Annotated in this window: 20 protein-coding genes and 1 pseudogene; 5 read left to right on the top strand and 16 right to left on the bottom strand. The window is 71.0% G+C overall.

Annotated features, from left to right (window positions below):
* Positions 1 to 280 precede the first annotated feature (280 nt).
* A complete protein-coding gene (gene alc, locus CCL05_RS31990; protein WP_086564174.1) occupies positions 281 to 1,396 on the bottom strand; it encodes an allantoicase in 1,116 nt (371 codons plus the stop codon).
* Between the two features lie 37 nt (positions 1,397 to 1,433).
* Positions 1,434 to 2,774: an allantoinase AllB gene (allB, locus tag CCL05_RS31995; RefSeq protein ID WP_086564175.1), complete on the bottom strand. Its 1,341-nt coding sequence runs from the start codon at positions 2,772 to 2,774 to the stop codon at positions 1,434 to 1,436.
* Between the two features lie 257 nt (positions 2,775 to 3,031).
* Between allB and CCL05_RS32000 the strand changes: the two genes are divergently transcribed.
* Positions 3,032 to 3,829, top strand: a complete 798-nt coding sequence (locus CCL05_RS32000; RefSeq protein ID WP_086564176.1) for an IclR family transcriptional regulator — start codon at positions 3,032 to 3,034, stop codon at positions 3,827 to 3,829.
* 111 nt (positions 3,830 to 3,940) lie between these two features.
* On the opposite strand, the gene CCL05_RS32005 is transcribed toward CCL05_RS32000, so the two are convergent.
* Positions 3,941 to 4,234: a DUF5955 family protein gene (locus CCL05_RS32005; protein ID WP_208641665.1), complete on the bottom strand. Its 294-nt coding sequence runs from the start codon at positions 4,232 to 4,234 to the stop codon at positions 3,941 to 3,943.
* A gap of 231 nt (positions 4,235 to 4,465) precedes the next feature.
* On the opposite strand from CCL05_RS32005, the gene CCL05_RS32010 reads away from it, so the two are divergent.
* The gene (locus CCL05_RS32010) at positions 4,466 to 5,080 is read left to right on the top strand and encodes a nucleotidyltransferase family protein (protein ID WP_086564178.1); all 615 of its coding nucleotides are present in this window, start codon (positions 4,466 to 4,468) and stop codon (positions 5,078 to 5,080) included.
* A 207-nt stretch (positions 5,081 to 5,287) separates the two neighbouring features.
* Positions 5,288 to 6,913, top strand: a complete 1,626-nt coding sequence (gene aceB, locus CCL05_RS32015; protein ID WP_086564179.1) for a malate synthase A — start codon at positions 5,288 to 5,290, stop codon at positions 6,911 to 6,913.
* A gap of 1 nt (position 6,914) precedes the next feature.
* Here the strand turns inward: aceB and CCL05_RS32020 are convergent, their stop codons facing one another.
* The 6 genes from CCL05_RS32020 to CCL05_RS32045 all read right to left on the bottom strand — a co-directional run bounded on the left by CCL05_RS32020 (position 6,915) and on the right by CCL05_RS32045 (position 13,293).
* Entirely contained in the window at positions 6,915 to 7,208 is a 294-nt protein-coding gene (locus CCL05_RS32020) for an Rdx family protein (RefSeq protein ID WP_086564180.1), read from the bottom strand.
* Complete coding sequence (locus tag CCL05_RS32025) at positions 7,205 to 8,119, bottom strand: HipA family kinase (RefSeq protein ID WP_086564181.1); 915 nt, start codon at positions 8,117 to 8,119, stop codon at positions 7,205 to 7,207. The genes CCL05_RS32020 and CCL05_RS32025 overlap by 4 nt, the downstream gene beginning before the upstream one ends.
* Positions 8,120 to 8,414: 295 nt before the next feature.
* Positions 8,415 to 10,031, bottom strand: a complete 1,617-nt coding sequence (locus CCL05_RS32030) for a glycoside hydrolase family 13 protein (RefSeq protein ID WP_086564182.1) — start codon at positions 10,029 to 10,031, stop codon at positions 8,415 to 8,417.
* A 54-nt stretch (positions 10,032 to 10,085) separates the two neighbouring features.
* Positions 10,086 to 10,919: a carbohydrate ABC transporter permease gene (locus tag CCL05_RS32035; RefSeq protein WP_086564183.1), complete on the bottom strand. Its 834-nt coding sequence runs from the start codon at positions 10,917 to 10,919 to the stop codon at positions 10,086 to 10,088.
* Positions 10,916 to 11,980 carry a carbohydrate ABC transporter permease gene (locus CCL05_RS32040; RefSeq protein WP_086564184.1) on the bottom strand — a complete coding sequence of 355 codons (1,065 nt, stop codon included), beginning with the start codon at positions 11,978 to 11,980 and terminating at the stop codon, positions 10,916 to 10,918. Before CCL05_RS32040 ends, CCL05_RS32035 begins: the two co-directional genes overlap by 4 nt.
* A 14-nt stretch (positions 11,981 to 11,994) precedes the next feature.
* On the bottom strand, positions 11,995 to 13,293 hold the full coding sequence (locus tag CCL05_RS32045) for an ABC transporter substrate-binding protein (RefSeq protein ID WP_086564185.1): 1,299 nt from the start codon (positions 13,291 to 13,293) through the stop codon (positions 11,995 to 11,997).
* Positions 13,294 to 13,656: 363 nt separating this feature from the next.
* On the opposite strand from CCL05_RS32045, the gene CCL05_RS32050 reads away from it, so the two are divergent.
* The gene (locus tag CCL05_RS32050; protein WP_341868290.1) at positions 13,657 to 14,706 is read left to right on the top strand and encodes a LacI family DNA-binding transcriptional regulator; all 1,050 of its coding nucleotides are present in this window, start codon (positions 13,657 to 13,659) and stop codon (positions 14,704 to 14,706) included.
* Between the two features lie 66 nt (positions 14,707 to 14,772).
* Here the strand turns inward: CCL05_RS32050 and CCL05_RS32055 are convergent, their stop codons facing one another.
* The 6 genes and pseudogenes from CCL05_RS32055 to CCL05_RS44960 form a co-directional block, all read right to left on the bottom strand.
* On the bottom strand, positions 14,773 to 15,252 hold the full coding sequence (locus tag CCL05_RS32055) for a hypothetical protein (protein WP_208641666.1): 480 nt from the start codon (positions 15,250 to 15,252) through the stop codon (positions 14,773 to 14,775).
* Positions 15,253 to 15,658: 406 nt separating this feature from the next.
* Positions 15,659 to 15,988 (bottom strand): annotated as a pseudogene (locus CCL05_RS32060) (ATP-binding protein); the annotation flags it as partial.
* A gap of 33 nt (positions 15,989 to 16,021) precedes the next feature.
* Positions 16,022 to 17,002 carry a hypothetical protein gene (locus CCL05_RS32065; protein WP_086564186.1) on the bottom strand — a complete coding sequence of 327 codons (981 nt, stop codon included), beginning with the start codon at positions 17,000 to 17,002 and terminating at the stop codon, positions 16,022 to 16,024.
* A gap of 76 nt (positions 17,003 to 17,078) precedes the next feature.
* Positions 17,079 to 21,923 carry a DNA repair ATPase gene (locus CCL05_RS32070; RefSeq protein ID WP_107400536.1) on the bottom strand — a complete coding sequence of 1,615 codons (4,845 nt, stop codon included), beginning with the start codon at positions 21,921 to 21,923 and terminating at the stop codon, positions 17,079 to 17,081.
* Between the two features lie 84 nt (positions 21,924 to 22,007).
* Complete coding sequence (locus tag CCL05_RS32075) at positions 22,008 to 24,041, bottom strand: flotillin family protein (protein WP_167409655.1); 2,034 nt, start codon at positions 24,039 to 24,041, stop codon at positions 22,008 to 22,010.
* A 72-nt stretch (positions 24,042 to 24,113) separates the two neighbouring features.
* Positions 24,114 to 24,560, bottom strand: a complete 447-nt coding sequence (locus CCL05_RS44960) for a hypothetical protein (protein WP_158102514.1) — start codon at positions 24,558 to 24,560, stop codon at positions 24,114 to 24,116.
* Positions 24,561 to 24,777: 217 nt separating this feature from the next.
* Between CCL05_RS44960 and CCL05_RS32085 the strand changes: the two genes are divergently transcribed.
* A complete protein-coding gene (locus CCL05_RS32085; RefSeq protein ID WP_086564187.1) occupies positions 24,778 to 25,845 on the top strand; it encodes a PucR family transcriptional regulator in 1,068 nt (355 codons plus the stop codon).
* A gap of 7 nt (positions 25,846 to 25,852) precedes the next feature.
* On the opposite strand, the gene CCL05_RS32090 is transcribed toward CCL05_RS32085, so the two are convergent.
* Positions 25,853 to 26,443 carry a TetR/AcrR family transcriptional regulator gene (locus tag CCL05_RS32090; protein ID WP_086564188.1) on the bottom strand — a complete coding sequence of 197 codons (591 nt, stop codon included), beginning with the start codon at positions 26,441 to 26,443 and terminating at the stop codon, positions 25,853 to 25,855.
* Positions 26,444 to 26,510 lie beyond the last annotated feature (67 nt).

The following is a 26,510-nucleotide window of genomic DNA, read 5'->3' on the forward strand; positions in this document are numbered from 1 at the left end:
CCGGGTAGCCCGCGCCGAAGGCCCGCGCCGGATAGCCAAGCCGGATAGCCGAGCCGAGGGCTTGCGCCTCGGGTGGCCCGCGCCGAAGGGCCTGGCCAGATAGCCGGGCCCGGTGGCCCGCACCGAAGGGCCAGGCCGGGTAGCCGGGCCGGGTGGCCAGGCCGGGGCTTGCGCCTCGGGTGGCCCGCGCCGAGGGGCCAGGCCGGGTAGCCGAGCCGGGTGGCCCGCACCGAAGGGCCGGGCCGGGTGGCCCGCGCCGGGAGGCCGGGCCGGGGGCGGGTCAGCTGCCCAGCTCCTGGTGACGTGCTGCGAGGCGCCGCGCGCCGGTCTCGGTCAGGGAGCCGAACAGCCGCAGCCGGGAGATGCCGCCGTCCGGGAAGATGTCCACGCGCGCGTGCGTGCCGACGGCCGGGGCCGGGAGGACGAAGCGGTGGTTGGTGTCGGGCTGGAGGCGCGTGCGGGGCAGGATCTCCCGCCACTCGCCGTCCTCGCCGTCGCGCACGGACACCGCGGCCCAGCCGGCGCTGTTGCCCTTGAGGTACGCGGTGTCGATCTCCAGGGCGCGGATCCGGGACTGTGCGGTCAGCCGGTAGCGGATCCAGTCGTGGCCCCGGTCGCGGCGGCGCCGGGTCTCCCAGCCGTCGTCCATCTTGCGGGAGCGGCCCGGCCGGATGGTGTTGGTGGCGGGCGAGTAGAAGAGGTCGGAGGCGTCCTCGACCTGGCCGCCGTTCTCCAGGGCGACGACGTCGAAGGTGCCGAGCGCCTCCAGCCAGGCGGGGTCGGGGACGACCTCGCCGTGGACGCGCAGGCGTGCGATGCCCCCGTCGGGGTGCTGGTTGACCCGCAGGTGGGTGAAGCGCTGCTCGACGGCGACGGCGAAACCGTTCGCCGCGTGGCCGCCGACCGGGGTGCGCGGGACCAGGGTCGTCCACTTCACGTCGTCCCCGAGGAGCTCCTCCGGCGACGGGGACCCCGGCACGCAGGTGCCCTCGACGGACACGGCCTGCGGGTAGTTGCCGCGGAAGTGCGCGGTGTCGACGACGATCCCGCGGACCACGCCGGGGGCGCCGAGGCGGACCAGGGCCCAGTCGTGGTCCTCGGTGGTCGGCCACGGGTGGTCGGCACAGGCGCCCCGGCGGCGGCGCGTCTCCCAGCCGTCCATAATCTTGCCCTTGTGCCCGAAGTGCTCGGGGTCGAACTCGGCACGCCCGGGCACCAGCAGGTTCTCGCGCTGGGCGAAGAACTCGTCGTCGGCGGCGATGACACCGGCACCGAGGTGCCGGTCGGCGAGGTCGGCGTACTGGGTGAAGGGGAAGTCGGCGGTGCGGTAGTCCGCGTACGGGTCGCCGCCTCCGTAGGGGTTCGCGTCGCCGGTGAAGCTGGGAATCGCCGTCACGGTGATCAGATCTGCCTTTCGAGGTCCGGGGTGGGATTCAGTCGGTCCGGGTGAGGAGCCGCCCCTTCGGTTCGGTGAACTCGCCGTCCGCGACGATGCGCTGCCCGCGCAGCCAGGTGGACTTCACAACGCCGTGGAGGGTCCTGCCCGCGTAGGCCGTGACGTGGTTGCGGTGCTGGAGGGCCGCCGGGTCGACGGTGAAGGTCTCGTCGGGGGCGAGGACGGCGAAGTCGGCGTCGCGACCCACCGCGATGGCGCCCTTGCGGTCGTCGAGCCCGACGAGTTCGGACGTCCGCGTGGACATCCAGCGGACCACGTCCTCCAGTCCGTGCCCGCGCTTGCGCGCCTCGGTCCACACCGCCGCCAGGCTCAGCTGGAGTCCGGAGATGCCGCCCCAGGCGGTCGCGAAGTCGTCGGTCTTCAGGTCGGCGGTGGACGGGGAGTGGTCGGTGACGACGCAGTCGATGGTGCCGTCGGCCAGCGCCTGCCAGAGCAGGTCCTGGTTGGCGGCCTCACGGATCGGCGGGCAGCACTTGAACTCGCTGGCGCCGTCGGGGACTTCCTCGGCGGTGAGGGTCAGGTAGTGGGGGCAGGTCTCGACGGTGACGCGGACGCCCTCCGCCCGCGCCTCGGCGATCGCCGGCAGGGCGTCGCTGGAGGACAGGTGCAGGATGTGCACGCGCGCCTGGCGGGCCTTCGCCTCGCGGACGAGCAGGCCGATGGCGGTGTCCTCGGCGTCCCGGGGGCGGGAGGCGAGGAAGTCGGCGTACCTGGGGCCGGGCCGCTGGGGAGCGGAGGCGAGGCGGTGGGGGTCCTCGGCGTGCACGATGAGGAGGCCGTCGAAGGCGGCGATCTCGGCCATGGCGCGGGCGAGCGGCTCCCGTTCGAGGTGCGGGAACTCGTCGACGCCGGACGGCGACAGGAACGCCTTGAAGCCGAAGACGCCGGCCTCGTGCAGCGGGCGCAGGTCCTTGACGTTGTCCGGGAGGGCGCCGCCCCAGAAGCCGACGTCGATGTGCGCCTTGTCGGCGGCGACCCGCTGCTTGGTCCGCAGGTGCGCGACGGTCGTCGTCGGCGGCAGGGAGTTGAGGGGCATGTCGACGAGGGTCGTGATGCCGCCGGCCGCGGCGGCGCGGGTGGCGGTCCAGAAGCCCTCCCACTCGGTGCGGCCGGGGTCGTTGACGTGCACGTGGGTGTCGACCAGGCCGGGCAGCAGGACGTGGTCGCCCAGGTCCTCCAGGCGGGCGGTCCCCGGTACGGGTGCGTCGTACGGGAGGACGGCCGTGATCGTGCCGGCGGCGACCGCGACCGCTGCGGCGCGGGTCCCCTCGGGAGTGATGACACGCGTCGAGCGGAGCACCAGTTCAGCGTCGGACACCCGGACCCCTTACATGCGCTTGCTTCCCGTTACTTCCGCGTAACGGAATTCAACTTTCTGTTGAAGAAGTCTTCACTCCCTCTCCCGTGCCGTCAAGGGCACACTGGACTCCCACACCCGCCATGCAGCCACTCCTGGACGTTTCCACAAAGCGGAATTACACTTCCAGCACGCAGAACGTAGCTACGTACCAGCGGGGAGTCAACCGACTGCCGGGTAGGCTTCAGCTCTTCCGCCAGTCCCGAAAGGAACGCGCCGTGCCGACGTCCAGCGCCAGCACCACCGACTCCGCCCGGTCCTCCGCCAACGGCGGGGTCCAGTCCCTGGAGCGCGCCTTCGACCTGCTCGAACGGATGGCGGACGCGGGCGGCGAGGTCGGCCTGAGCGAGCTGTCCGCGAGCAGCGGGCTGCCGCTGCCGACGATCCACCGTCTGATGCGCACGCTGGTGGCCTGCGGGTACGTACGGCAGCAGTCCAACCGCCGGTACGCGCTGGGCCCGCGTCTGATCCGCCTCGGCGAGTCCGCCTCCCGGCTGCTGGGCACCTGGGCGCGGCCCTACCTCGCCCGGCTGGTCGAGGAGACCGGTGAGACGGCGAACATGGCGCTGCTCGACGGGGACGAGATCGTCTACGTGGCACAGGTGCCGTCGAAGCACTCGATGCGGATGTTCACGGAGGTCGGCCGGCGCGTGCTGCCGCACTCCACGGGTGTGGGCAAGGCCCTGCTCGCCGGTTTCCCGCCGGAGGAGGTGCGCGCCCTGCTGAACCGTACGGGCATGCCCGCCGCGACGGAGAAGACGATCACGACGCCCGACGGGTTCCTCGCGGCTCTGGAGGACGTACGCCGCCAGGGCTACGCGATCGACGACAACGAGCAGGAGATCGGCGTCCGCTGTCTGGCGGTCTCGGTGCCCGACTCCCCCACCGCCGCGGCCATCTCCATCTCCGGCCCGGCGGGCCGGGTCACGGAGGCCGCGACGGAGAAGATCGTCCCGGTACTCCAGCAGGTCGCGGGCGAACTCTCCGAGGCCCTGGCCACGCAGAGCCCCGCGTAACGGCGGGGTACCGGGGGCGCCCCGCGCCGGGCCGGCGAACTGCGCCGCACCTCGCGGCAGATCCAGCCCCCGGACCTCGTACTCGAGCAACCGTGACCTGACCGCCCGGTCCTACCCCTGCCCCCGCACCGGCCCCCCGAAGAGGTCGACCGCGTGGCGGACCTCCGTCAGCTCCGGGGAGAGCGCGCTCACCGAGCCGATCGCGCCTGCGATCAGCAGGAGGGAGCGGCGCAGACGTGGGATCTCGGGGGTGCCGTCGGCCGCCATCGCGTCCAGGCCGGCCAGTTCCTCCTCGGCGATGGTCCGGTCGGCGAACTCGCCGGGATGTGCGGCGAGTCGGCGGCGCAGCCGGGCGACGGCGGAGCGCAGCTCCGTCACGCGCGGATCCTCGCCGCCGCCGGTCACAGGCCCCTGCCGCCTCTGCTCAACGCTCCGCAACACAGTCCTCCCCCTCGCACCGAGTCGTGCGCGTGCCCTTCCGGCCCGAAGTCCCCCACACCGGGCGCCGGCCGGCCGCCCGGCCGGTCGGTGCGGGCGACAGTAAACGAAGCGGGCCGCCAGGCGCCAGTCCATTGCGTCATCGACTTGTTTCGCTGCGTGACTTCCCGGCCCGAGGTCGTGCGGTATGCAGGATTCATGACGACATGGGAGACGCGGAACAGGACGGGTGCGGTTGCCGGGGTACTGCTGGCCGCCGGGGGCGGGCGGCGGCTCGGCGGGCGCCCCAAGGCACTGCTCACCCACCGGGGCCGCCCCCTCGTGGAGCACGCGGTACGGGTGTTGCGCGAGGGCGGCTGCGAGAGGATCCACGTCGTACTGGGCGCACAGGCGGACGAGGTCCGGGCCCGGGCCGTGCTGCCGGGATGCGTACTGGTCGGCAACCCCGGCTGGGAACAGGGCATGGGGACGTCCCTGCGGGCCGGGCTGGACTCGCTCGCGGGTACGGGCGCGACGGCCGCCCTGGTCTCGCTCGTGGACCAGCCCGGCATCGGCCCGGAGGCGGTGGCCCGGGTACGCACGGCGTACGAGGACGAGGAGTCACTGGTGTCGGCCGCGTACGACGGGGTGCGCGGCCATCCGGTGCTGTTCGGCGCCGCCCACTGGGCCGGCATCGCCGCGACTGCGACCGGGGACCGGGGGGCACGCGCCTACCTGAAGGAGCACGAGCGGCGCATCGCGCTCGTCGAGTGCGGCGACGTGGCCCGGCCCTTCGACATCGACACGGAGGCCGATCTGGCCCACCTTGAGTGAGCGGCGTGGCACGGAGCGCCACCTTTCCTCGACCCGGAGAGTCTCGACGTCAACAGAAGATTGAACTTCCACCATGAGGAAACTAGTATCCACTGTTCAGAAGCGCCCGAGGCCCCCGCGGGTGCCGAACGCCGTATCCGGGAAGACTGGCACCCGGTGCCGAACCGCCGGCTCGTCTTCACAGCTCGCTGAAGGAAGTGACCGTTCATGTCCGCACCAGCGCCGTCCCCGCTGGCCATCGTCGACGCCGAACCCCTGCCCCGGCAGGAGGAGGTCCTCACCGAAGCGGCGCTCGCCTTCGTGGCCGAGCTGCACCGGCGGTTCACGCCCCGGCGTGACGAACTCCTCGCCCGCCGCGCCGAGCGCCGTGCCGAGATCGCCCGCACCTCCACCCTCGACTTCCTCCCGGAGACCGCCGCGATCCGCGCCGACGACTCCTGGAAGGTCGCTCCGTCCCCGGAGGCTCTGAACGACCGGCGGGTCGAGATCACCGGCCCCACCGACCGCAAGATGACCATCAACGCCCTCAACTCGGGCGCGAAGGTGTGGCTCGCGGACTTCGAGGACGCCTCCGCGCCGACCTGGGAGAACGTGGTCCTCGGCCAGCTCAACCTGATCGACGCCTACACGCGGAACATCGACTTCACGGACCTCGGGTCGGGCAAGTCGTACGCCCTGAAGGCGAACGAGGAACTCGCCACCGTCGTCATGCGCCCGCGCGGCTGGCACCTGAACGAGCGTCATCTCGTCGACGCGGACGGCACCCCGGTGCCCGGCGCCCTCGTCGACTTCGGCCTGTACTTCTTCCACAATGCCAAGCGCCTGCTGGGCCTGGGCAAGGGCCCGTACTTCTACCTGCCCAAGACGGAGTCGCACCTGGAGGCCCGCCTCTGGAACGAGATCTTCGTCTTCGCGCAGGAGTACGTCGGCATCCCGCAGGGCACCGTCCGCGCGACCGTGCTGATCGAGACGATCACGGCCGCGTACGAGATGGAGGAGATCCTCTACGAACTGCGCGATCACGCCTCCGGGCTGAACGCGGGCCGCTGGGACTACCTGTTCTCCATCGTCAAGAACTTCCGGGACGGCGGCGCCAGGTTCGTCCTGCCGGACCGCAACGCGGTGACGATGACGGCCCCGTTCATGCGCGCGTACACCGAACTCCTCGTCCGCACCTGCCACAGGCGCGGCGCCCACGCGATCGGCGGCATGGCGGCGTTCATCCCCTCCCGCCGGGACGCGGAGGTCAACAAGGTCGCCTTCGAGAAGGTCCGCGCCGACAAGGACCGCGAGGCGAACGACGGTTTCGACGGCTCCTGGGTCGCCCACCCCGACCTCGTCCCGATCGCCATGGAGTCCTTCGACAAGGTGCTCGGCGACAAGCCCCACCAGAAGCACCGGCTGCGCGAGGACGTCGACGTCAAGGCGGCCGACCTGATCGCGATCGACTCGCTGGACGCCAAGCCGACGTACGCGGGTCTGGTCAACGCCGTGCAGGTCGGCATCCGCTACATCGAGGCCTGGCTGCGCGGCCTCGGCGCGGTCGCCATCTTCAACCTGATGGAGGACGCCGCCACCGCCGAGATCTCCCGCTCGCAGATCTGGCAGTGGATCAACGCGGGCGTCGTCCTCGACAACGGCGAGCCGGTCACCGCCGACCTGGCGCGCAAGGTCGCCGCCGAGGAGCTGGCGAACATCAGGGCCGAGATCGGCGAGGAGGCCTTCGCGGCCGGCACCTGGCAGCAGGCGCACGACCTGCTGCTGACGGTCTCCCTCGACGAGGACTACGCCGACTTCCTGACGCTGCCGGCGTACGAACGGCTCAAGGGCTGACTCAGTCCGCGGACGGCTCGGCGGACGGCTTGTCCGAGTGGCCCAGGGGCTTGCCCGGGGCCACTCGGTCGCGTACGGCCCGCTTCACGGCCGTCGGCTCGGGGAACCCCTGCTCGCGGCGGTCCCAGACGACCTCGTCACCGACGCGTACGACGAACACCCCGCCCGTGCCGGGCTTCAGCGCCAGCTCCGTCAGGTCGGACTCGAAGGTCGTGAGCAGCTCCTGCGCCAGCCAGGCCGCGCGGGGCAGCCAGCGGCACTGGGTGCAGTACTCGATCTCGACACGGCCACTCATCCGAGGTGCACCGACCAATCCTGTTCGGCCGCGGGCTTGCCGTGCAGGTCGGGGACCTGCCGGAGCCACGCGGGGCGTCCTTGCAGGTTACGCGCCGCCCGGCGGGCCTCCTCGGCGGCGAGCTCCTCCCGGCCGGGGAAGTCGGTGGGCAGCCAGGCCCCGGAGGCCCGCACGCGCGCGTGGAGGTACTCCACGTACGCCGCGCGTGCCTCCTGCGGGCCGGCGAAGCCCGGCTCGTCCGCGAGCCAGGCGTCCGGGACCTCCGCGAGGATCCGGCGCAGCAGCTCCTCGGTCACCCGGGGAGCGAGCTCGGCGTCGGCGGCTTGGACGTCGGGCCCGTAGTGGCCGAGGGCGTGGTGCCGGAAGTCGTAGGCCTTGGCGGGATCGGTGCCGTCCCAGCGGTGGTGGAAGACGAGCGCGGCGCCGTGGTCGATCAGCCACAGGCGCGGGGGCGCGACGCCCAGGGTGGGCCAGACCATCAGGTTGGAGCTGTGGACCGTGCGGTCGACGTTCACGGTCAGGGCGTCGAGCCAGACGATCCTCCCCGCCTCCAGCGGATCGACGGGGAAGACCCGCGCGATCTCCGGCGTGAAGTCCCGGGCGCCCGGCAGGTAGTCCATGCCGAGGTTCACTCCCGCGCTGGCCGCGTGCAGGTCCCGCACCTCCTGATGCGGCTCGTTCCGCGCGATCGACGGGTCGAAGTGCAGCAGCACCAGCTCGGGGAAGCGCAGCCCGAGGGCACGGGCCAGCTCCCCCACGATCACCTCGGCGACCAGCGCCTTGCGGCCCTGCGCGGAGCCGGTGAACTTCACGACGTACGTGCCCAGGTCGTCGGCCTCGACGATGCCGGGGACGGAGCCGCCGGAGCGCAGAGGCTCGATGTAGCGCGTGGCGGTGACCTCTCTCAGCATCTTCAAAGGCCCCACAGCTCGATTGCCTTACATTTCACGGCAAGCTCCAACGCGGTGCAATCCGCAAAAATGACGGTGCGCCCCTTGCTTCCGGCCTCAGGTATGAAGTGAGCATAGTAACCAAGCGTGACAGCCGGGGAGGAGTTAGGGTGTCGCCAGCTCGGCGGTCAAGGGCTGAGCCCGGCTCTGCGAAATGCAAGTGCCGAGGGTGGGGCCAGGGCCTGTCAGGTCAGCGGGGAGCGACACCGGGCGGGCCCTGGCGGATCGAGGGGCCGCGGAACCCCGGTGCCGGCCGCTACACAGCGAGCCAGACCGCGTGTTCGGGTTCCAGAAGTCCGTCCGCGATCGGGCCGCTGGTCAGCAGCATCGCGGTGTGGTCGGGCAGCTGGTACGCCTCATCCGAGAGGTTGACGACGCAGACGAAGCCGGGTGTGCGGCGGAAAGCGAGGACGCCGGCGGGGACGTCGAGCCAGGTCATGGTGCCGTCGCCGAGGGCTGGGTGCTCGCGCCGGATTCGGAGGGCGGTGCGGTACAGCTCCAGCATCGAGGTCTCGTCGCCGGTCTGTGTCTCCACGCTGCGCTGGGCCCAGTTGGCGGGCTGTGGCAGCCAGGGTCCGGCATAGGCGTCGCCGGGGCTGAAGCCGAACGGCTCCGCCTGTCCTGACCAGGGGATCGGCACGCGGCAGCCGTCGCGGCCGCGGTCGGTGTGGCCGGAGCGTTCCCAGATGGGGTCCTGGAGGACGTCCACGGGGAGGTCCTCGACTTCGGGCAGGCCGAGTTCGTCGCCCTGGTAGATGTAGGCGCCGCCGGGCAGGGCGAGCATGAGGAGGGCGGCGGCGCGGGCGCGGCGGGTGCCCAGTTCGAGGTCGGCAGGCCCTTGGGGCTGGTATCGCTCGTTGGGGACCCAGCGTGCGACGGTCTTTCGGGCGTAGCGGCTGGTGTGGCGTATGACGTCGTGGTTGGAGAGCACCCAGGTCGCCGGTGCGCCGACGTCGCTGAGCATGGCGAGGGAGTCGTCGATGACCGTGCGGAGGTCCTTGGCGTCCCAGGTGGCCATCAGAAAGTCGAAGTTGAACGCGGTGTGCAGGCCGCCGGGGCGGACGTAGGCGGCGAGGCGTTCGGGGGTGTCGGCCCAGGCTTCGGCGACGAAGGCGCGGTCGCCGGGGAACTCGTCGGCGACCTCGCGCCAGGTGCGGTAGATGTCGTGGACCTCGTCGCGGTCCCAGTGCGGGTGCACGAGCTGTTCCCGTGTCACGTCGGGCAGTGCAGGATCCTTGGCGAGCCCGTGGGCGACGTCGATGCGGAAGCCGTCGACGCCCCGGTCGAACCAGAACCGCAGGATGGACTTGAATTCGGCGTGGACGTCTGGGTGTTGCCAGTTGAGATCAGGCTGTTCGGGGGCGTACAGGTGGAGGTACCAGTCGCCGTCGGGCAGCCGGGTCCAGGCGGGGCCGCCGAATTCGGAGACCCAGTTGTTGGGCGGCTCGGTGCCGTCCGGGCCGCGGCCGGGCCGGAAGATGTAACGCGCGCGTTCCGGGCTGCCGGGGCCTGCGTCCAGTGCCGCCTGGAACCAGGCGTGCTCGTCGGAGGTGTGGTTGGGCACGATGTCGGGGACGATGCGGATCCCGTGCTCGTGGGCTTCGGCGATGAGCTGTTCGGCGTCGGCGACCGTGCCGAAGAGCGGGTCTATGGCGCGGAAGTCGGCCACGTCGTAACCGCCGTCCGCCATCGGGGACTTGTACCAGGGGTTGATCCAGAGGGCGTCCACGCCGAGCGACTTGAGGTACGGCAGGCGGGAGCGCAGGCCGGCGATGTCGCCGACGCCGTCACCGTCGCCGTCGGCGAAGCTGCGGATGTAGACCTGGTAGATGACGGCGCTGCGCCACCAGGGCGAGGGCGTGCTGGAGGACATGGGGCTGACGGGTCCTTTGTGAGTGGGGGAAAGTGCGCTGCGGCGGCCGGGAATCTACTTGGCCGCGCCCGCGGTGAGTCCGGCGACGATGCGGCGCTGGAAGAGAAGCACCATGATCACCAGGGGGACGGTGACCAGGACGCCCGCGGCCATCTGGCTGCCGAAGGGGATGTCGAACTGGGTGGCGCCGGTGAACTTGGAGATGGCGACCGGTGCGGTCTGGACGCTGGGCCGGTTCGTCATCGACAGGGCGATGAGGAATTCGTTCCAGGCGGCGATGAAGATGATGATCGCGGTGGTGAAGATGCCCGGCGCGGCGAGCGGAATGATGATCTTGCGGAACGCCTGGCCCCGGGTGCAGCCGTCGATCATCGCGGCCTGCTCCAGTTCGTCGGGCATCTGGCGGAAGAACGTGGTCAGGTTCCACACAGCGAGCGGCAGCACGAACGACATGCTCGGCACGATCATCGCCTGGTAGGTGTTGATCCAGCCGATGTCGGTGAACAGCTTCAGCAGCGGCACGACGATCGACACCACCGGGAACATCGAGGTGGCGATGATCAGCGTGAGAATCAGCCGCTTGAAGCGGAACTCCAGCCGGGCCATGGCATAGGCGGTGAACGTGGCCAGCAGCAGTGCCAGGACGGTGGTGGTGCCGGCGACGATCAGGCTGTTGAGCAGGGCGCGGCCGAAGCCCTGGGAGGGACTGAAGACCGCCTCGTAGTTCTCGAACGACACCGAGGAGGGGATGAGCGAGGTGTCGAAGATGTCGGAGGTGCGGCGCAGGCTGGAGACGACCATCCAGTAGAAGGGGGCCAGACAGTAGGCCACCACGCCCGCAACGCCCAGGTAGAGCAGCCAGGTTCGCCATTTCACGGTCGTGGTCATGCCGGCACCTCCGCGGTGAGGGCCGGAGTGCGCCGGAGCAGGCTTCTCCGCTTGGCCCTGCGCGGGCCGCCGGCGTCCCCGACCAGGTCTGCGCCGAGCAGCCGGACGAAGCCCAGCGCGATGAGAAGGACGTAGACGAACAGGAGCACCGCGTAGGCGGCGGCCGGTCCGAAGCGGACGTTGGACGCCTCGTTCTGGGCGAGCATGGACAGGGTTTCCACGGAGTTCTTCTGCGCGCCGATGAGGATGTAGGGCAGGTCGAACATCCGCAGCGCGTCCAGGCAGCGGAAGAGCACCGCGACCAGGAGGGCGGGCTTCACCAGCGGCAGGGTGATGTGACAGAACTGGCGTACGGGGCTCGCCCCGTCCATGCGGGCCGCCTCGTAGACCTCCTTCGGGATCACCTGGAGGCCGGCCAGGACCAGCAGTCCGATGAAGGGGGCGGTCTTCCACACTTCGGCGATGATGACGGCGACCTTGGCGTGGAAGCCCTCGGTGGTCCACAGGATCTGGTGGCCGATCAGGGAGTTGGCAATGCCGTCACTGTTGAAAATCCACCGCCACAGCAGGCCGGAGATGGCCGTGGGCACGGCCCAGGGGATGAGGATGCTCGCACGGACCAAGGCCCGGCCGCTGAACGCCTTGTGCATGATCAGCGCCATGATCACGCCGATCACCGTCTCCAGGCCCACCGTGACCACGGTGAAGAAGGTGGTGTTGAAGAAGGCGTTCCAGAACCGGTCGCCTGCCTGGCCGAAGATGTCGGCGTAGTTCTTCAGCCCGACGAACGGCTCCGTGTCGCTGATGAAGCCGGTCTTCGGATCCAGACCCTTGGTCCCGTACAGCGACTCCTGCAGCGCCATGAGCGTCGGGTAGAGGACGACGACGGTCAGCACCAGCAGGGTCGGCGACACCAGCAGGGCGGCCATCCGGCCGGTGCCCGCTGTGGCCGGCTTCCGGCCGCGCCGGGCCTTCTCCGGCGCGGGAGGCCGCCCGGCGCGGCCTGCTGCCGGGCGGGGCGGCCGCTTCGCGGCCGTCTCAGGTGGAGTCCGAGTGGCCATCACGTGCCTCCTTCTCACTGCGCCGAGAGCTTCTGCAGGTCTGCCTGCAGGTCCTTCAGCGCCTGCGCGCTGGACTTTTCGCCGGTCAGGGCCGCGTACGCCTGCTGCTGGATCGCGGAGGACGCGTCGCCGTACTGGACGACCCGGGGGCGGGGCGCGGCGTTCAGGATCGACTTCTTCAGCACCGGCAGGTACGGGTACTGCTTGACCAGCGCCCGGTCGTCGTAGAGGGACTCGTACGGCGGTGCCATGGAGGCGTCCTCGAGGAACGTGGTCGCGGTCTCCTGGCTGGTGAAGAACTTCATGAAGTCCAGCGCGGTGGCCTTGTTCTTGGCGAAGGAGGACAGGGCCACGTTGTGGCCGCCCAGGCTGGAGGAGCCCGCGCCGTCCAGGCCGGGCAGCGGTGCAACCGCGAACTTGCCGCCGACCTTGCTCTTCTCGGCCAGCGAGTACACGTACGGCCAGTTGCGCAGGAAGACCAGCTTGCCGTTCTGGAACGCCTGGCGGCCGTCCTCCTCCTGGTAGGTGACGGCCTCCTTCGGGATCGTGCCGTCCTTGAGGGAATCGACGAGGAAGTCCAGGCCCTTCTTGGCCGCGGGCGTGTCGACGTCCGGCTTGCCGCCCGCGTCGGTGATGACACCGCCGGCGGAGTTCACGGCCTCGGCGAAATTGACGGTGAGGCCCTCGTACTTCTGGAACTGGCCGGCGTAGCAGGACATGTCCTTGGCCTCGGGCAGCTTCTTGACCTTGGCGCAGGCGGCCTGCATCTGTGCCCATGTCGTCGGCGGGGTGCTGACGCCGGCCTTCTTCAGCAGGTCGGAGCGGTAGTACAGCATGCCGCCGTCCGAGCTGGCCGGGACCGCGTACAGGTTGTCGCGGTACTTGCCCGTCTCCACGGTCGGCTTGAGCATCTTGCCCAGCGGGAACTGCGCGGTGGGCAACTGGTCGATCCACTGGTGGGCGGCGAACTCCGAGGACCACACCACGTCGAGGGAGAGCACGGTGTAGGCGTCGGACTTGGTCTGCGCGTTCTGGATCATCTGCTGGCGCTGCGAGTCAGGGTCTCCTGGCAGCGCGACGAAGGTGACCTTCTCCTTCGGGTGCTGCTTGTTCCAGGTGTCGATGACCTTCTCGGTGACGCCGGAGCTGTCCTTGGCGGCGACGTAAGTGATCGGGCCCCGGCCCGAGAACGACGGGCTCTTCGACTGCCCCGACGAGTTGCTGTCGTCGGAGGAACCGCAGGCGGTGAGGACGAGCCCGGCGGCGACGAGGACGGCCGAGCACTGAAGGACTCTGGTGGTTCTGGCGTTCATTGTCTCTCCTGGACGTGCGGAACCGGATCTCGGCGGGGGCGCCCTGTAGGGAGTAGCTACCGAGATGACTCTGATGGCTCTGATGCGAGACCGGGCTGTCACAGAGGCTTTTGGATCAAAAGAGCAGGTCACAGCCATGAAGGGTGGACTCACAGCGACGACGTCAACTCGATTTTGACAACGCTTGCACCGTAGGAGTGCACTCGACGGAAGTCAATGCGTAATTCCGTGGTAGCGCGGATGATTCAGGGGAACGGCACCCACCACACCTGGTTGTGACAGGGACATCCCTCTTGCAAGCAGGCGTGACAGCGCTGTCAAAATGGGTGCCAAGGAAGCGGCATTCTGTGCTAACTTCCGCTCATGTCACCAGCTCAGCGGCACCCCACGTTGGCCGACGTCGCCGAACGGGCGGGGGTCTCCCCCTCGACCGTCTCGCGCACCCTGCGCGGCCTGTCGGTCTCCACGAAGGTCCGTTCCCGGGTCGAGGAAGCCGCCCGCGAGCTCAACTTCGCGATCTCGCGGCAGGCATCGAGCCTGGTCACCGGCCGCACCGGCGTCATGGCGGTGCTCGTGCCCACGCTCGACTCGTGGTTCATGGGAGCGGCGCTGTCCAGCCTGGGCCCGCTGCTGCGCGGCGCGGGGATGGAACTGACCGTCTACGTCGTGCCCGACCTTGCCGAACGGGCCGCATTCTTCGAGCGTCTGCCGGCCCGGCGCAACGCGGACGCGCTGCTGGTGTTCAGCTTCGACCTGAGCGAGGAGGAGACCGCCCGGCTGGACGATCTCGGTATGCCGGTCATCTACATCAGCCAGCATGTCGAGGGCCGCCCGAGTGTCTACGTCGACGATGTCGCCGGCGCCCGCAAGGCCACCCGCCACCTGATCAACCTCGGACACCGCAGAATCGCCTTCGCACACACTGTCAACGCCCGCGGCTTCACCTTCAGCTCACGCGAGCGCCTCGTCGGCTACCAACAGGCACTCACCGAGGCGGACATCCCGCTGGACCACGACCTGATCGTCACCACCCCGCCCCGCGACAAACGCGGCACGACCCAGGCCGTGGGCAACCTGCTGAGCCTGCGTGAACCGCCCACCGCCATCTTTGCCGAGCAGGACGAACTGGCGGCATCCATCGTCTCCACCCTGCGCGCCGTGCAGATCGAGGTGCCCCAGCGCATCTCCGTGCTCGGCTTCGACGACCAGCTGATGGCCGAATGGCTCGATCTGTCGTCCGTGGCCCAGTCCCCCTCCGACATGGGCCGCGCCGCGGCCGAACTGGCCCTTGCGCTCATCAACGACCCCGAGTCGGACCGTGGCCGGCATGTCGTCCTGCCCACCCATCTGATCCCGCGAGGAAGCACGGCCGCACCGCCCGCATCCCACAGAGAGCAGGAAAGATCCAACTGACTTCCGGCCGGCACAGGCCGGAAGCCGGGACCTGCGTCCATGGCCGGCTGTGGAGGTGCGGTGCGGTCATCCCCCCATCCCGTGATCGCCTGTTCGGTGGCGGGAGAGCACGTCGGCCCCGCCGGTGGGGGCGCTGCCTGCGGCCCCCCAGTGGAGCAGCGCGAAGCCCAGGGCGAAGGCGAGCATCGTCCATACGCCGCGTGGCCAGAAGATGTGGCTGTCGACGAAGGACCAGCCGGCCGCGAGGAGCACCAACGTGCCCGGAAGTATTCGGGCGCCGTGCTTCGGGAGCAGCGCGACCGCCGTGGCCGCGATGGCGCCGATGAGGGCGTAGGCGCCGGCCTGCCCGAGCACCTCGCCCGTGTCGTAGAGCGGGCGCTTGACGGGCCCGAGGCTCGCTGTCTCGCCGGCGTGCTCGACAGCGGTTCCGGCAGCGATGCCGGCGACCGCGTCGAGGCCGGTGTAGAAGGTCGCGTAGACGAAGGTGCCCACCCAGGCCACCACGGTGGCGAAGCCCGCGAGGCCGAGTCGGGGCCGCTGCCGCAAAGGGACTATGAGACCGACCGCTAGCAGCGGAAAGACGGGCAACAGTGCGATGTGCAGCTGTGTCCAGTCCGAGGCTGTCGACCTGGACAGCCCGTGCGGATGCGCCATGCCCACCGCAGCCAGGACGAGAGGGGCGGCAGTGACGAGGGCGAGACTTCGGATGGTCAACACGCCTGCGAGCGTAGGCCCGCGATGGCTTCCGATATGGCCGCGTAAGCGTTCCGTAAGACTCATCTTGGTGGCGCTGGTCATCGCGCTGCCGTTGTTGCCCGTGCCGATCGGGACGAGCCGCTCGCGGGACGCCGCCCGCTGAACCTGCCGGCTGGCGGGGTGGGTTGGAGGCGACGCGAGCGTCCAGGCCGCCGCCGGGGGCCGGGTGGAGCGTGATCTCGCCGCCGCAGGCGCGGACCAGGTGGCGGACGATGGGCAGGCCCGGACCGGTGCCGTCATGGTGGGAGTGCGAGGCCCGCCAGAACCGGTCGAAGGCCCGTTCCCGGTCCGCCTGCGGCAGGCCAGGGCCTTGGTCGATGACATGAAGTTCGGCGCCGGGGGCCGCGGGTGAGGGTGAGCGTGGTGCCGGGCGGGGAAACGCGGAGCGCATTGGCGACCAGGTTGTCAATGATCTGCTCCAGAGCCCCGGGGATCGCCCAGACGCGGCCCGCCGTCGTTCCGGTGACGGCCAGGTGACGCTTACTCCGGCCGGCGTTTTCAGCGCACCGCTGCCCGGGTCCACCATCTGGTGCGGGCCACCGTCCTCGCCGAAGCCGGGTCAGCCGCGCAGGGTGACGCCGAAACGGGTCTTCATCCGGCGCAGTTCCCACAGCGAGACAGCGGTCACCGACAGCGGCCCGCCCAGCGTGGAGCAGAGCTGGACGATCGGCGGGCCGCCCGGCATGCCGTCGCCGAGCAGGCTGAAGACCGCGAACACCCACACCAGCGTCAGGGTGAGGACCGGCGGCAGCATCGGATGGACCTGGGCGCTGTTGAAGGCACTGCGGGCCGAGTACAGCGACGCCAGGAAGAAGAAGGGAATACCCCACACGATCACGACCAGCGCGACGACGGCCAGTGCGTACTCCCACCAGTCCTTCCCGTCGTCGGCGTCGGCGACCCGGGGCAGCGCGTAGAGGATTCCGCCCATCGCGACCAACGTCAGCACATACCAGCCGACCGCCTTGAGCGGAGCGCGCAGCCGGGAGCGCAGATGCGCCCGCAGGTGCGGGGGCGCGTAGTAGATGAATCCCATGATGACCAGGGGCGCGGCGACGATCAGTACGAACGGGGCGAGGACGAGTTGGGCGGCACCGCCCCACGCCGCGTCCTCCCAGCGGTTGGGATCCACGTTGTAGGCGAGGATCAGGCCGATGGTGGCGGCGGCACCGAGCACCGTGCGGGCCAGTTGCACACGGTCCACGGTGCGGTCCTCGATCCGGCCCTCGCCCTCCTGCCGGAAGAGCTTGGTGGCAGCGCGGTGCGCGGAGCGCAGGATCGCGCCGACGAGCCCGAAGCGAGAGCCGAACGACAGGCAGCCGCGGCGGCGCCGGGCGGCGGGCCTCGTGGGCTGGGGGCCGTAAGGGTACGGAGGCGGGTTCGGGTTCGGGTAGGGGTACGGGCCCGGATGCGGTGGTGGCGGACCGTACGGGCCGCCCTGCGGTGCTCCGTAGGGAGCGCCCCAGCCGCCCTGCCCTCCCGGTCCGTTGCCGCCAGGCTGACCCGGGCCGTTTCCCGGCCCCCATCCCCCCGTAGCCATGCCGTTCCCCGTTCGCTTTCGGCCAGTTGGTGTGTGTCCAGGTGCCGGGCGCAGTGTAGGGCACACCGGATGGGGGCTACGAGGGCCGGTCCGCAGTGTGGGCGATGGGGTGGCGTGGGTCGGTCGCGCGGCTGAGCGCCGATTGAACCGCCGCGACCCGGTCGGCGAGCAGCCCGAGGTCTCCCTCCAGGCCACCCGGGGTCTGCGTGCGGACGTACGCCGCCTTCACCTCGGACCAGCGGGCGGCCTGTTCGGTGGTGAGCGTGTCACGGAGCTCGGCGAGCTTGAGCAGGTTGGCCTCGGCTCCGGTGGTGAGGGTCTGGGCCTCGGCCGTGTAGTGGTCGTCGATCAGCGCGGTCAGCTCGGTGTCGTTCATGACGGGCTGGATGCGCTGGGCGATCTTGTTCATGGTGCGGTAGGAGCCCTGAAGTCGGAAGGGAGGCTCGGTGCGGGTCACGTCCGATCGGGCCGCCGAGGCGATGTACGCGGCGTTCACCGCCAGGACCGTCTCACGGGCCCTCAGCAGGTGCCGCAGCACTGCCGGCATCCGCTCCAGCTCGGCGGGCGCGCAGGGGTGGGTCAGCCGGTCGGCGCGAGCCGTGGTGTCGCCGTCGGCCATGCGGATCAGCAGGTCGAGGTCGGTGCGCTCGCGGCCGGCGAGGGGGGCGAGGACCGGGTTCGCTGTCAGGGCGTTCTCGATGAAGCTGAGCGCGAAGGCGTCCTCCTTGCCGGTGAGGACCTCGCCCAGGTTCCACACGTCGGCGCGGTTGGCGAGCATGTCGGGGACGTGGAAGCGGCTGCCGGACTCGGTGTAGGGGTTGCCGGCCATACAGACCGCGAACCGCTTGCCGCGCAGGTCGTAGGTGCGTGGCTCACCGCCTCGCACGCCCTCCATGCGGCGGGTGGCGTCGCACAGCGGGATGAACTTCTGCAGCAGTTCGGGCGAGGTGTGCTGGATGTCGTCCAGGTAGAGGAGGGTGTTGTTGCCCGCCTCCAGTGCGAAGTTGATCTTCTCGACTTCCCGGCGGGCCGTGGCGTTCGGGGCCTCGGCCGGGTCGAGGGAGGTGACGGCGTTCCCCAGCGCCGGGCCGTTGACCTTCACCAGGATCAGGCCGAGGCGGTCGGCGATGTACTCCATGAGCGTCGTCTTGCCGTAGCCCGGCGGGGAGACGAGCAGGAGCAGGCCGCCGGTGTCGGTGCGCCGGGTGGCGTCGGTCGTGCCGAGCTGCTTGGCGAGGCTGTCGCCGATCAGGGGCAGGTACACCTCGTCGATGAGCCTGCTGCGCACGAAGGCGGACATCACACGCGGCCGGTACTCGTCCAGCCGGATCCGGGTCCGCTCGGCGGCCACCAGGGCCGTGCGGCGGCGCTGGTAGGCACGGTGGGCGGGGACCTCGTGGGCGCGGAACTGCCGTGTGCGGGCGAGGAGTTCGTCGACGCGGAAAGTGAGCGTACGGTTGCGGACGCGTGGGTGGGTGCCGAGCAGTCCCTCGACGGTCTCGGTCAGCGGGGCGTCGGACTCGTAGCGGGCCAGGTCCGGGCAGAGCTCGGCGGCCACCGCCTCGGCCAGGTCACCGGGGGCGAGGTCCGCGCCGGTGGAGGCCGCGTACGACGACAGCCATGCCTCGACCAGTTGCCGGCGGGCGGCCAGGTCCGCGAGAGCGGCGAGGTCGTCGTCGTACGCCGACGTGCCCACCGTACGACGGAACGTGTCGAGCAGGGTGCGGCAGCCGCCGCTGACGACGAACCCCTCGGGGCCGCTGGTCAGCTCCTCGAAGAGATACGCGGCGGCCGGCTCCGCGGCCTCTCCGGTGATCGCCTGCGCCAGCTCCCCACGCAGGTCGGCGATCGCGGGCACCAGGCCGAAGGTCCCCCGGGCGCGCGCCAGCGACACCGCACGCCGGGTCCAGCTCGCGCGCGCCTCGGGTGTGGTGCCGTGTGCCCAGAAGAGCTGGGCGGTGGCGCGGGCCGACGGCTGGTGGCGGAGCAGGCCGGCGCCTTCGTGCAGGCGCAGCAGCGCGGTGAGGATCAGTACCGCGTCGTGGTCGTGGACGCCGCGTTCGTATCCCTCGTCGTACGCCGTCTGGGCCGCCTGTCGGACGAGGGCGGGCAGGTCGGCTTCCGCGAGGGCGGCCGGGCCGTGTTCGTCCAGGAGCCGGGCGGCGAGGTGTTCGGCGCGGTAGACCTCGGGCGACTCCGACGGCAGCGGGCGGTCCCAGTACGGGCGGGTGGCGGTGAAGCCGGGGTCGGTGACCGGCGAGCGGTAGTCGGTGCCGGTGAGTGCGAAGGCAAGGGTGTCGCGGTGCGGGATCAGGGTCAGGTCGGGGGGCTGGGTGTTGACGGCGAACCGGTGGGTGCCCAGGCGGAGGGTGCGGCCGTCGTCGGTGTACAGGTCGGTGCGGTCGCGCAGGGCGCGCAACGCCTCCTGGCGGGCGGACTCGAGGCGGCCGTCCAGTTCCTCCGCCCGCACGGGGTCGCCGAGTTCGCGCAGCTCGTCGGCGATGCGGCCGAGCTGGGCGGACATCGGGTCGGAGGCGAAGTACGTGGCGACGGCGTCCGCGTCGGGGAGGGTCGCGGCGCGCCGGGTGACCGTCTGCAGGACGCGGGCCGCCGAGTCGGCGAGGCGTTCGGCGCGCCGGGCGCGGGCGTCGGCGAGGGTCTGCTTGCGGGCGGAGAACGCCTCGTGGATCTCGTCGCGCTGGTCCGCGAGGTCGCTGAGGAAGTCGTCGAACTCGGCGAACCGGGACTCCAGGTTCTCCATCCGCACGAGCAGGCGGGCGAGCTGTTCGTCGCAGGTCTCGGGGCTGTCGGCGGACGCGAGCGCGCCGGTGACGGCCTGGCTCAGGAGCGCGAACTCGGCGGCGGACTCGGCGCGTTGCTCGCGGTCGAGGAGTGCGCGGCGGCGGCCGTCGAGTGTGGCGCGGGCACGGTTGACACCACCCAGTACTGCGGCGATCCGCTCCAGGATCGAGGTACGGACCGTGGCGTCGGCGATGTCGAGGCCGGTCACCACCTCGGTCACCGTGCGCAGTCCGTCGGCGAGTTCGCCGAGGCGGGCGGTGATGGGAGCGGCCTGTGCGACCGTGTCGATCGCTTCGGCGTCTGCGGCGAGCCGCTCGATGTCGGCCCGGTGGTCGGCGAAGGCGTCCTGGCGGGCGAGGTGGGCGACGGCCCGCTGCCCGAAGGCGGCCAGGTCCAGCTCCGCGCCGGCGGCGAGCTCGTCGATGCGAGTGGTGTCGGCGTACCGCATGTCCTTGAGGGTGAGCAGGTGCCCTTGGGCGTGCCGGAGTTCGGTCAGGCCGGACACCCAGGCGGCGGCCGTGCGGGGAGACTCGCCCCGCAGACGTCGTACGACCGTGGCGAGGCGCGCGGCGGTGTCGTCGAGCGCGGCGGCGGCCTGGCGGGTGAGGGCCTGGACGGTCTCGAACTCGGCCAGCACCTCCTCGGCGGTGGCTCGGATCTGCCGCAACGGCTCGTGCAGGTCGCCGAGTTCGGGGTCGGCCAGCCAGTGGTAGGAGTCGGCGGCCCGGACGCAGGCGGTGGCCAGCGCTTCGTAGACCCCGCTCGTCGGGGTGGTCTCGGTGACGGCGCGTGTGAGGGACAGGCAGTCGGAGATGCCGCGCACGAGGTCGGCGTTGCCGACGCGGGCCAGTGGTCCGGTGCCGGCCGGCCGGGCGGCGGCGTGGGTGTCGGAGACGTACGGGGAGTGCCACAGCCGGAGGGGGTGCACGCGGGCCGGCTCGTCGCTGTCGGCGCGCAGGAGCATGAGCGTGCCGTCGTCGAAGAGCGCCCAGCCGTGGCAGGACAGTGGGGTGGCGACCTCTTTGCGGATCATGTTGTACGGAAGCAGCAGGCTGCGGCCTTCCGCGCGCTGGTGGAAGGCGAAGAGGACGTCCTCACCGTTCGGTGAGCGCACCTCGCGCTCGAACTCCATGCCCTCGGTGTCGAGGTCGTACGTCTTGTGCGCGCCGGTGGCCAGGCAGTAGCCGCCGGGGAAGACGATGCCCTGGTCCTCGGGCAGGCGGCGGCAGGCCCGGCCGATGCCGTCGAGGCGGACGACGGTCCTGGTGAGGGTGTTGAAGACCAGGTAGCGGTGGACGTCCTCCTTGTACGGGAGGACGTCCAGCAGGATCAGGACGCCCACGCGCGCGTACGCGATGTCCGCGTCGGCGAGGGACTGCAGCGGCTCGGCGACCGGCTCGGCGTAGATCCCCTCGCCCGTCTCCGTGTCGTCCTCGGCCTTGACGGTCAGCGTCCCCGCGACGGTGTCGACGAAGACCTCGCCCTCGACGGAGACGTGCGGGTGACGGCCGAGGACGTGGTCCTCGCGGGTGGTCCTGGTCCACGGGACGTCGTGCGGGGGCGGGAAGACGTGGTCGCGGTCGCCTCGCGCGTCCAGGAAGGTCGCCTGGCCCTCGTCGCCGAGCTTCCAGCGCAGTACGCGGACGTCGTCGGCCTTCTCCCCGGTCTGGAAGACGGCCAGCAGTCTGCCGTCGACGCGGCGCAGCCGGAGGAGCCGGGCCTGGCGGTAGTAGCGGTGGAGGGCGGCGAACTCGCGGACGAAGGCGGGGTCGTCGAGCAGGCCGGGCACGGCGTCGTCGGGGAGCCGGTTCAGGTCGCGGTCGTGAAGCGTGAACGCGTCGCCGACGGTGGTCTCGGGACCCCGTTCGGGGAAGGTGGTGTGGCCGAGGAGGACGGCGTCGCCGAGGGGGACGATGTCGCGCGGGACGCAGGTGTGTTCGGTGCGCAGCCGCTCGGTGCGCCTCAGCTCCAGCCGGGTGGAGCCGAACTCCTCGGTGCGGCGGGCGTTGAGCGCCTCGGCGCGGCGGGCGAGTTCGGCGGCCTGCGCGGTGAGGCGGTCACGGAGCACCTCGTACGTGCCGGCGTCCGGACCGGTGGTCCCGGGGGTCCCGGTGGTCATGAAGTCCCTCTCGGAGGTCGGGGATACGTGGTCCGGAGCTGCCGTCCCCTGTGCGGCAGCTCCGGACCACGGGCCGGATGCCGGTCAGGCCCTGGCGGTGCCGTTGAGCGCGGCGAGCGAGGTGTCGGCCAGGCCCAGCTCGCCGGCCTTGTCCAGCAGTTGCTTCACCTGTCCGGCGTTCGTGTCACCGCTGTTCATGAGCTTCATCAGCAGGGCGGACACGGTCAGGTTCTGCAGGTCGCCCGTCGAGACGGAGCCGAGAACATGGCTCAGGTCGTCGGTGAAGCTGGAGGTGCCGTCCAGCCAGGGCTTCGCGAGCGCCTGCGCGGTCTCGGAGTGCTGCATGAAGCCGTCGACGCCCTTGCCGAGCGCGATGGAGGACACCAACCGGTCGAAGAAGACCGACTCCCCGCCGACGATGTTGATGTCGGCGTTCTCCAGCCCGGTGGCGAGGACCGTGGCCTGCGCCTCGGCGACCTGCCGCTGTACGTCCAGCCCGGCGAGCCGGACGTCCTTCTCGGCCTCCAGCCGCAGCCGGTACTCCTCGTGACCGCGTGAGGCGTCGTCGAGGGCCGCCATCGCGGCGGCCTTCTCGGTCAGACCGGCCGCTTCCGCCTTCAGCTTCCCGCCGATGCCGTCCGCCTCCGCGAGCGCCTTCGCCCGGGCGCCCTCCGCCTCCGCACGCATACGCGCCTCGGCGGCACCGGCCTCCGCGCGGCCGGCCTTCTCGATGACCTCGGCCTCCTTGTCCCGGACCTGGACGGCCGCGAGCCCCTCGGCCGCGGATTCCGCCCGGACGCCCTCGGCGAGCCGCATCCTGGCCTGCGCGTCGAGGTCGGCGCTCTTCAACCGGGCCTCGGCCAGGGTGACTTCCTCGGCGGCGCGGTGCACGGCGGCCTGCTCGGCGGCTTCGGCGGCCTTGATGTCCTTGACCAGCTGCTCCTGCGCCTCGGCCTCGGCGGCGATGATCACGGCCTGCCGCTCCCGCTCCGCCTCCTCGACGGCGCGCAGTTTCTTGATGGACTCCTCCTGCTCGGCGACCGTCCGCTCCACCGCGATGCGCTCGCGCACGACCTCGGCGATCTCCCGCTTCTCCGCCTCGACCTCCTTCGAGGCGGAGATACGGGTCAGCTCGGTCTCCCGCTCCCGTGCGATGACTTCGAGGAGCCGGTCCTTCTCGATGCGCTCGTTCTCGACGGCGATGACCCGCTCACGGTTCTTCTGCGCGACGGCGACCTCGCGGGCCTGGTTCTCGCGCTGGATGCCGAGCTGCTCCTCGGTCTTCAGGAAGGCGCCCTGCGCGCGCAGCCGCTCCTCCTCCACCACCCGCGCGGTCTCGGCCTCCTCCCGGGCCCGGACGGTCTCGATCTCCCGGCGCTGCTTGATCTCGGCATCCGCCTGGCGGCGCTCCAGCTCCAGGATGGCCTCGCGGGCGTCGACGTTCTGCCGGGTGATCTCCTTCTCCTCGGTGCGCTGGAACTCGTTGGTGCGCACGTGCTCGATGGCCGTCAACTCGGTGATCTTGCGGATGCCCTGGGCGTCCAGGACGTTGGCCGGGTCGAGCTGGGTGAGCGGCGTCTGCTCCAGGTAGTCGATCGCCGCGTCCTCCAGGTGGTAGCCGTTGAGGTCGACGCCGATGACCTCGATGATCCGGTACCGCAGTTCCTCACGCTTGGTGTACAGGTCGGTGAAGTCCAGCTGCTTGCCGACGGTCTTCAGCGCCTCGGAGAACTTCGCGTGGAACAGCTCCTGCAGCGTGTCCCGGTCGCTGGCCCGCATCGTCCCGACCGCCTGGGCGACCTTGATGACGTCCTCGACGGTCTTGTTGACCTTCACGAAGAACGAGATGCGGATGTCCGCGCGGATGTTGTCCCGGCAGATCAGCCCGTCCTTGCCGGCCCGGGTGATCTCGATGGTCTTCACCGAGATGTCCATCACCTCGGCCTTGTGCAGCACCGGCAGCACGACCTGACCGGTGAAGGTCACGTCGACCTTCCGCAGCTTGGAGACGATCAGCGCCTTGCCCTGCTCCACCTTGCGGAACAGCCGGGAGACGACGAGTACGGCGAGCAGGCAGACGGCGGCGAGCACGCCGATACCCGCGATCATGGCAGTCATGGCATACGTCCTTGAGGCGTAAGGGAGTTGAGCGTGAGAGAGGTGTGCGGTGAGATCCGGCGGCGTTGCCGCTCAGGCGGCGCGGTCCCCTGGCCGGAGCGCGGTGGCGGACGATGCGCCGAGCGTGCGGGCTTCGCTCGGCCCGGGCAGCGCGGGTTCATCCGGGAAGAGGCGGTGCAACGGCCGTACGATCAGGCAGGTCATGCCCCAGGCGACGAGCAGCGCTCCCAGGGGAACGATGAGGCGCAGCAGGCCGTGGGCAGGTGCCGGAGGCGCGAACACATCAAGCACCACCGCCGCCCCCACGCTCAAGGACCAGGCGAGCACCGTCAGCACCGAGAAGGCGACCGCCACGGGCACCCCGCTCATGTGCCACGCCCGCAGGTCCACGTCCGTGTCGAAGCTGTCGACGCCGGCAACGCCCACGGCGGCCAGGAGCCAGAAGCAGACGACCACGACGAGCGCGGCGGTCAGCGGGATCGTGGGCAGGCCCGTGGCCGCTGCCAGAACTGTCCGCATCTCCCCCGTCCCCCTCTCCGCACGCTCGTTCCGGGCCCCGGTGCCGGCACCTGCCGGTGTCCGGCACCGGGGCCATCCGCCGTGCTCCCCGCGCCCCATGCTGCACGATCCGACCCTGGCCGCGCATTGCCGGTTCCCGGCAGTGTTCACTAGGGTCTGCGTGCCGGTGGCCGTCAAGAAACCGTCACCGCAGCGTCAGGAAGCCGGGGGGGGCGACGTGACAGACCGGGAAGGTCCCGAGCAGTATCTGGACGGGTACGCCCAGATACTGGCCGAGGTGTCGGCCACCGGGCGACGCCTCACCCGGGACGAGATCTCCTCCCGCCGCGCTCTGGGCGAGCAGGCCGCCGAGGCCGGCCACGGACTGCGCGCCCTCGTCAGCGCGCATCTGGCCGCCGCCCGCACGGCCTGGCCCGGTTCGCCCGGCTCGGTCGACGGCGCGCTCGCCGCCGTGCAGCAGGTCGTCGACGCCTTCGCCGAGGGCTACGAACGCGCCCAGTTCGTCGCCGTGCGCCAGGAAGAGGCCGCCCGCCGGGAGTTCATCGACGACCTCCTCTACGGCCGCAGCGACCTCGGGCGCCTCGCCGAACGTGCCGAGCGCTTCGGACTGCGCCTGTCCCACAGCTACGCGGTCGCCGTCGCGCAGGGTCCCGCCGCCTACGAAGAGGGCGACCCGGTGCCCCAGCAGGTGGAGCGGGCGCTCATCTCCCGTTTCGGCGACCGCACCGTCCTGCTCACCACCAAGGACGGCCGGCTGCTGTGCATCGCCCCCGGCCACCAGAACGAGGTACTCGCCCACTTCGCCAAACAGGCCCACGCCGCCACCGACGGCGGCCGGGTCGCCGTCGGCCGCCCCCAACCCGGTCCGGGAGGCGTCGTCCAGTCCTACGAAGAGGCCCTGGGCGTCCTCGATCTCGCCGAGCGCCTCGACCTCGACGACCCGGTCCTGCGCGCCGCCGACCTGCTGGTCTACCCCGTCCTCACCCGCGACCGCCAAGCCATGGCCGACCTCGTCACCGGCACTCTGGGCCCGCTCACCACGGCCCGCGGCGGCGCCCAACCCCTCCTGGACACCCTCACCGCGTACTTCGACTCCGGCTGCGTGGCCGCCGAAGCCGCACGCCGCCTCTCCCTCAGCGTGCGCGCCCTGACCTACCGTCTGGAACGCATTCACAAACTCACCGGCGCCGACCCCACCGATCCCGCCCACCGTTACATGCTCCAGACGGCGGTGATCGGCGCGCGCCTGCTGGACTGGCCCGCCACACTCAGGACCACCCCATGAGGCCCGGCTACGCCGCCCCGAGCGCTTCGAGGGCCCCGGTCACGGTCCTCGTCAGCGCCCGGGCGTCGGCGCCCGCACGGGAGCGCAGATTCACGCCGTAGGCGAGCAGGGCCAGAACGTCGGCCACGGCCCCGGCATCGGTACCGGGCTTGAGCTGCCCCTTGCCCTCGGCGGCGACGAGGGCCGTGCGCAGCGCCTCCCGCAGTCCCCGGTGGTGCCGGTCGAGGGCGGACCGGACCTCGGGGTCACTGTTCTCGCCCCCGGCGTGCGCGTTGGAGACCATGCAGCCCCAGCGGGCGTACGCGCCGGAGCAGCGTGCCTCGATCAGCGAGGCGAAGAAGTCGTGGACAGCGGGCAGGCCACGGCCGTCTCCGGCCAGGCGGCTGAACGCCGGCTCGGAGCGCTGCCCGACGTACCGTCGCAGCGCTGCGCGGTACAGCTCCTGCTTGCCGCCGAAGGTGGCGTAGAGGCTGGAGCGGTTCAGGCCGGTCGCCGTCACGATGTCCTGGATCCCGGTCGCGGCCACGCCCCGGCGCCAGAACAGGCGCATCGCCGTGTCCAGCGCCGTGTCCGGATCGAAGTGTTTGACGTCCGGCATGTCGCAGTCCACACGGCCCGCCAACAGCAGATCCCCGCCGAGATACGGCAGATCATGCGGCGGGCCG

Source organism: Streptomyces africanus (assembly GCF_002150735.1).
Taxonomy (GTDB): domain Bacteria; phylum Actinomycetota; class Actinomycetes; order Streptomycetales; family Streptomycetaceae; genus Streptomyces; species Streptomyces africanus.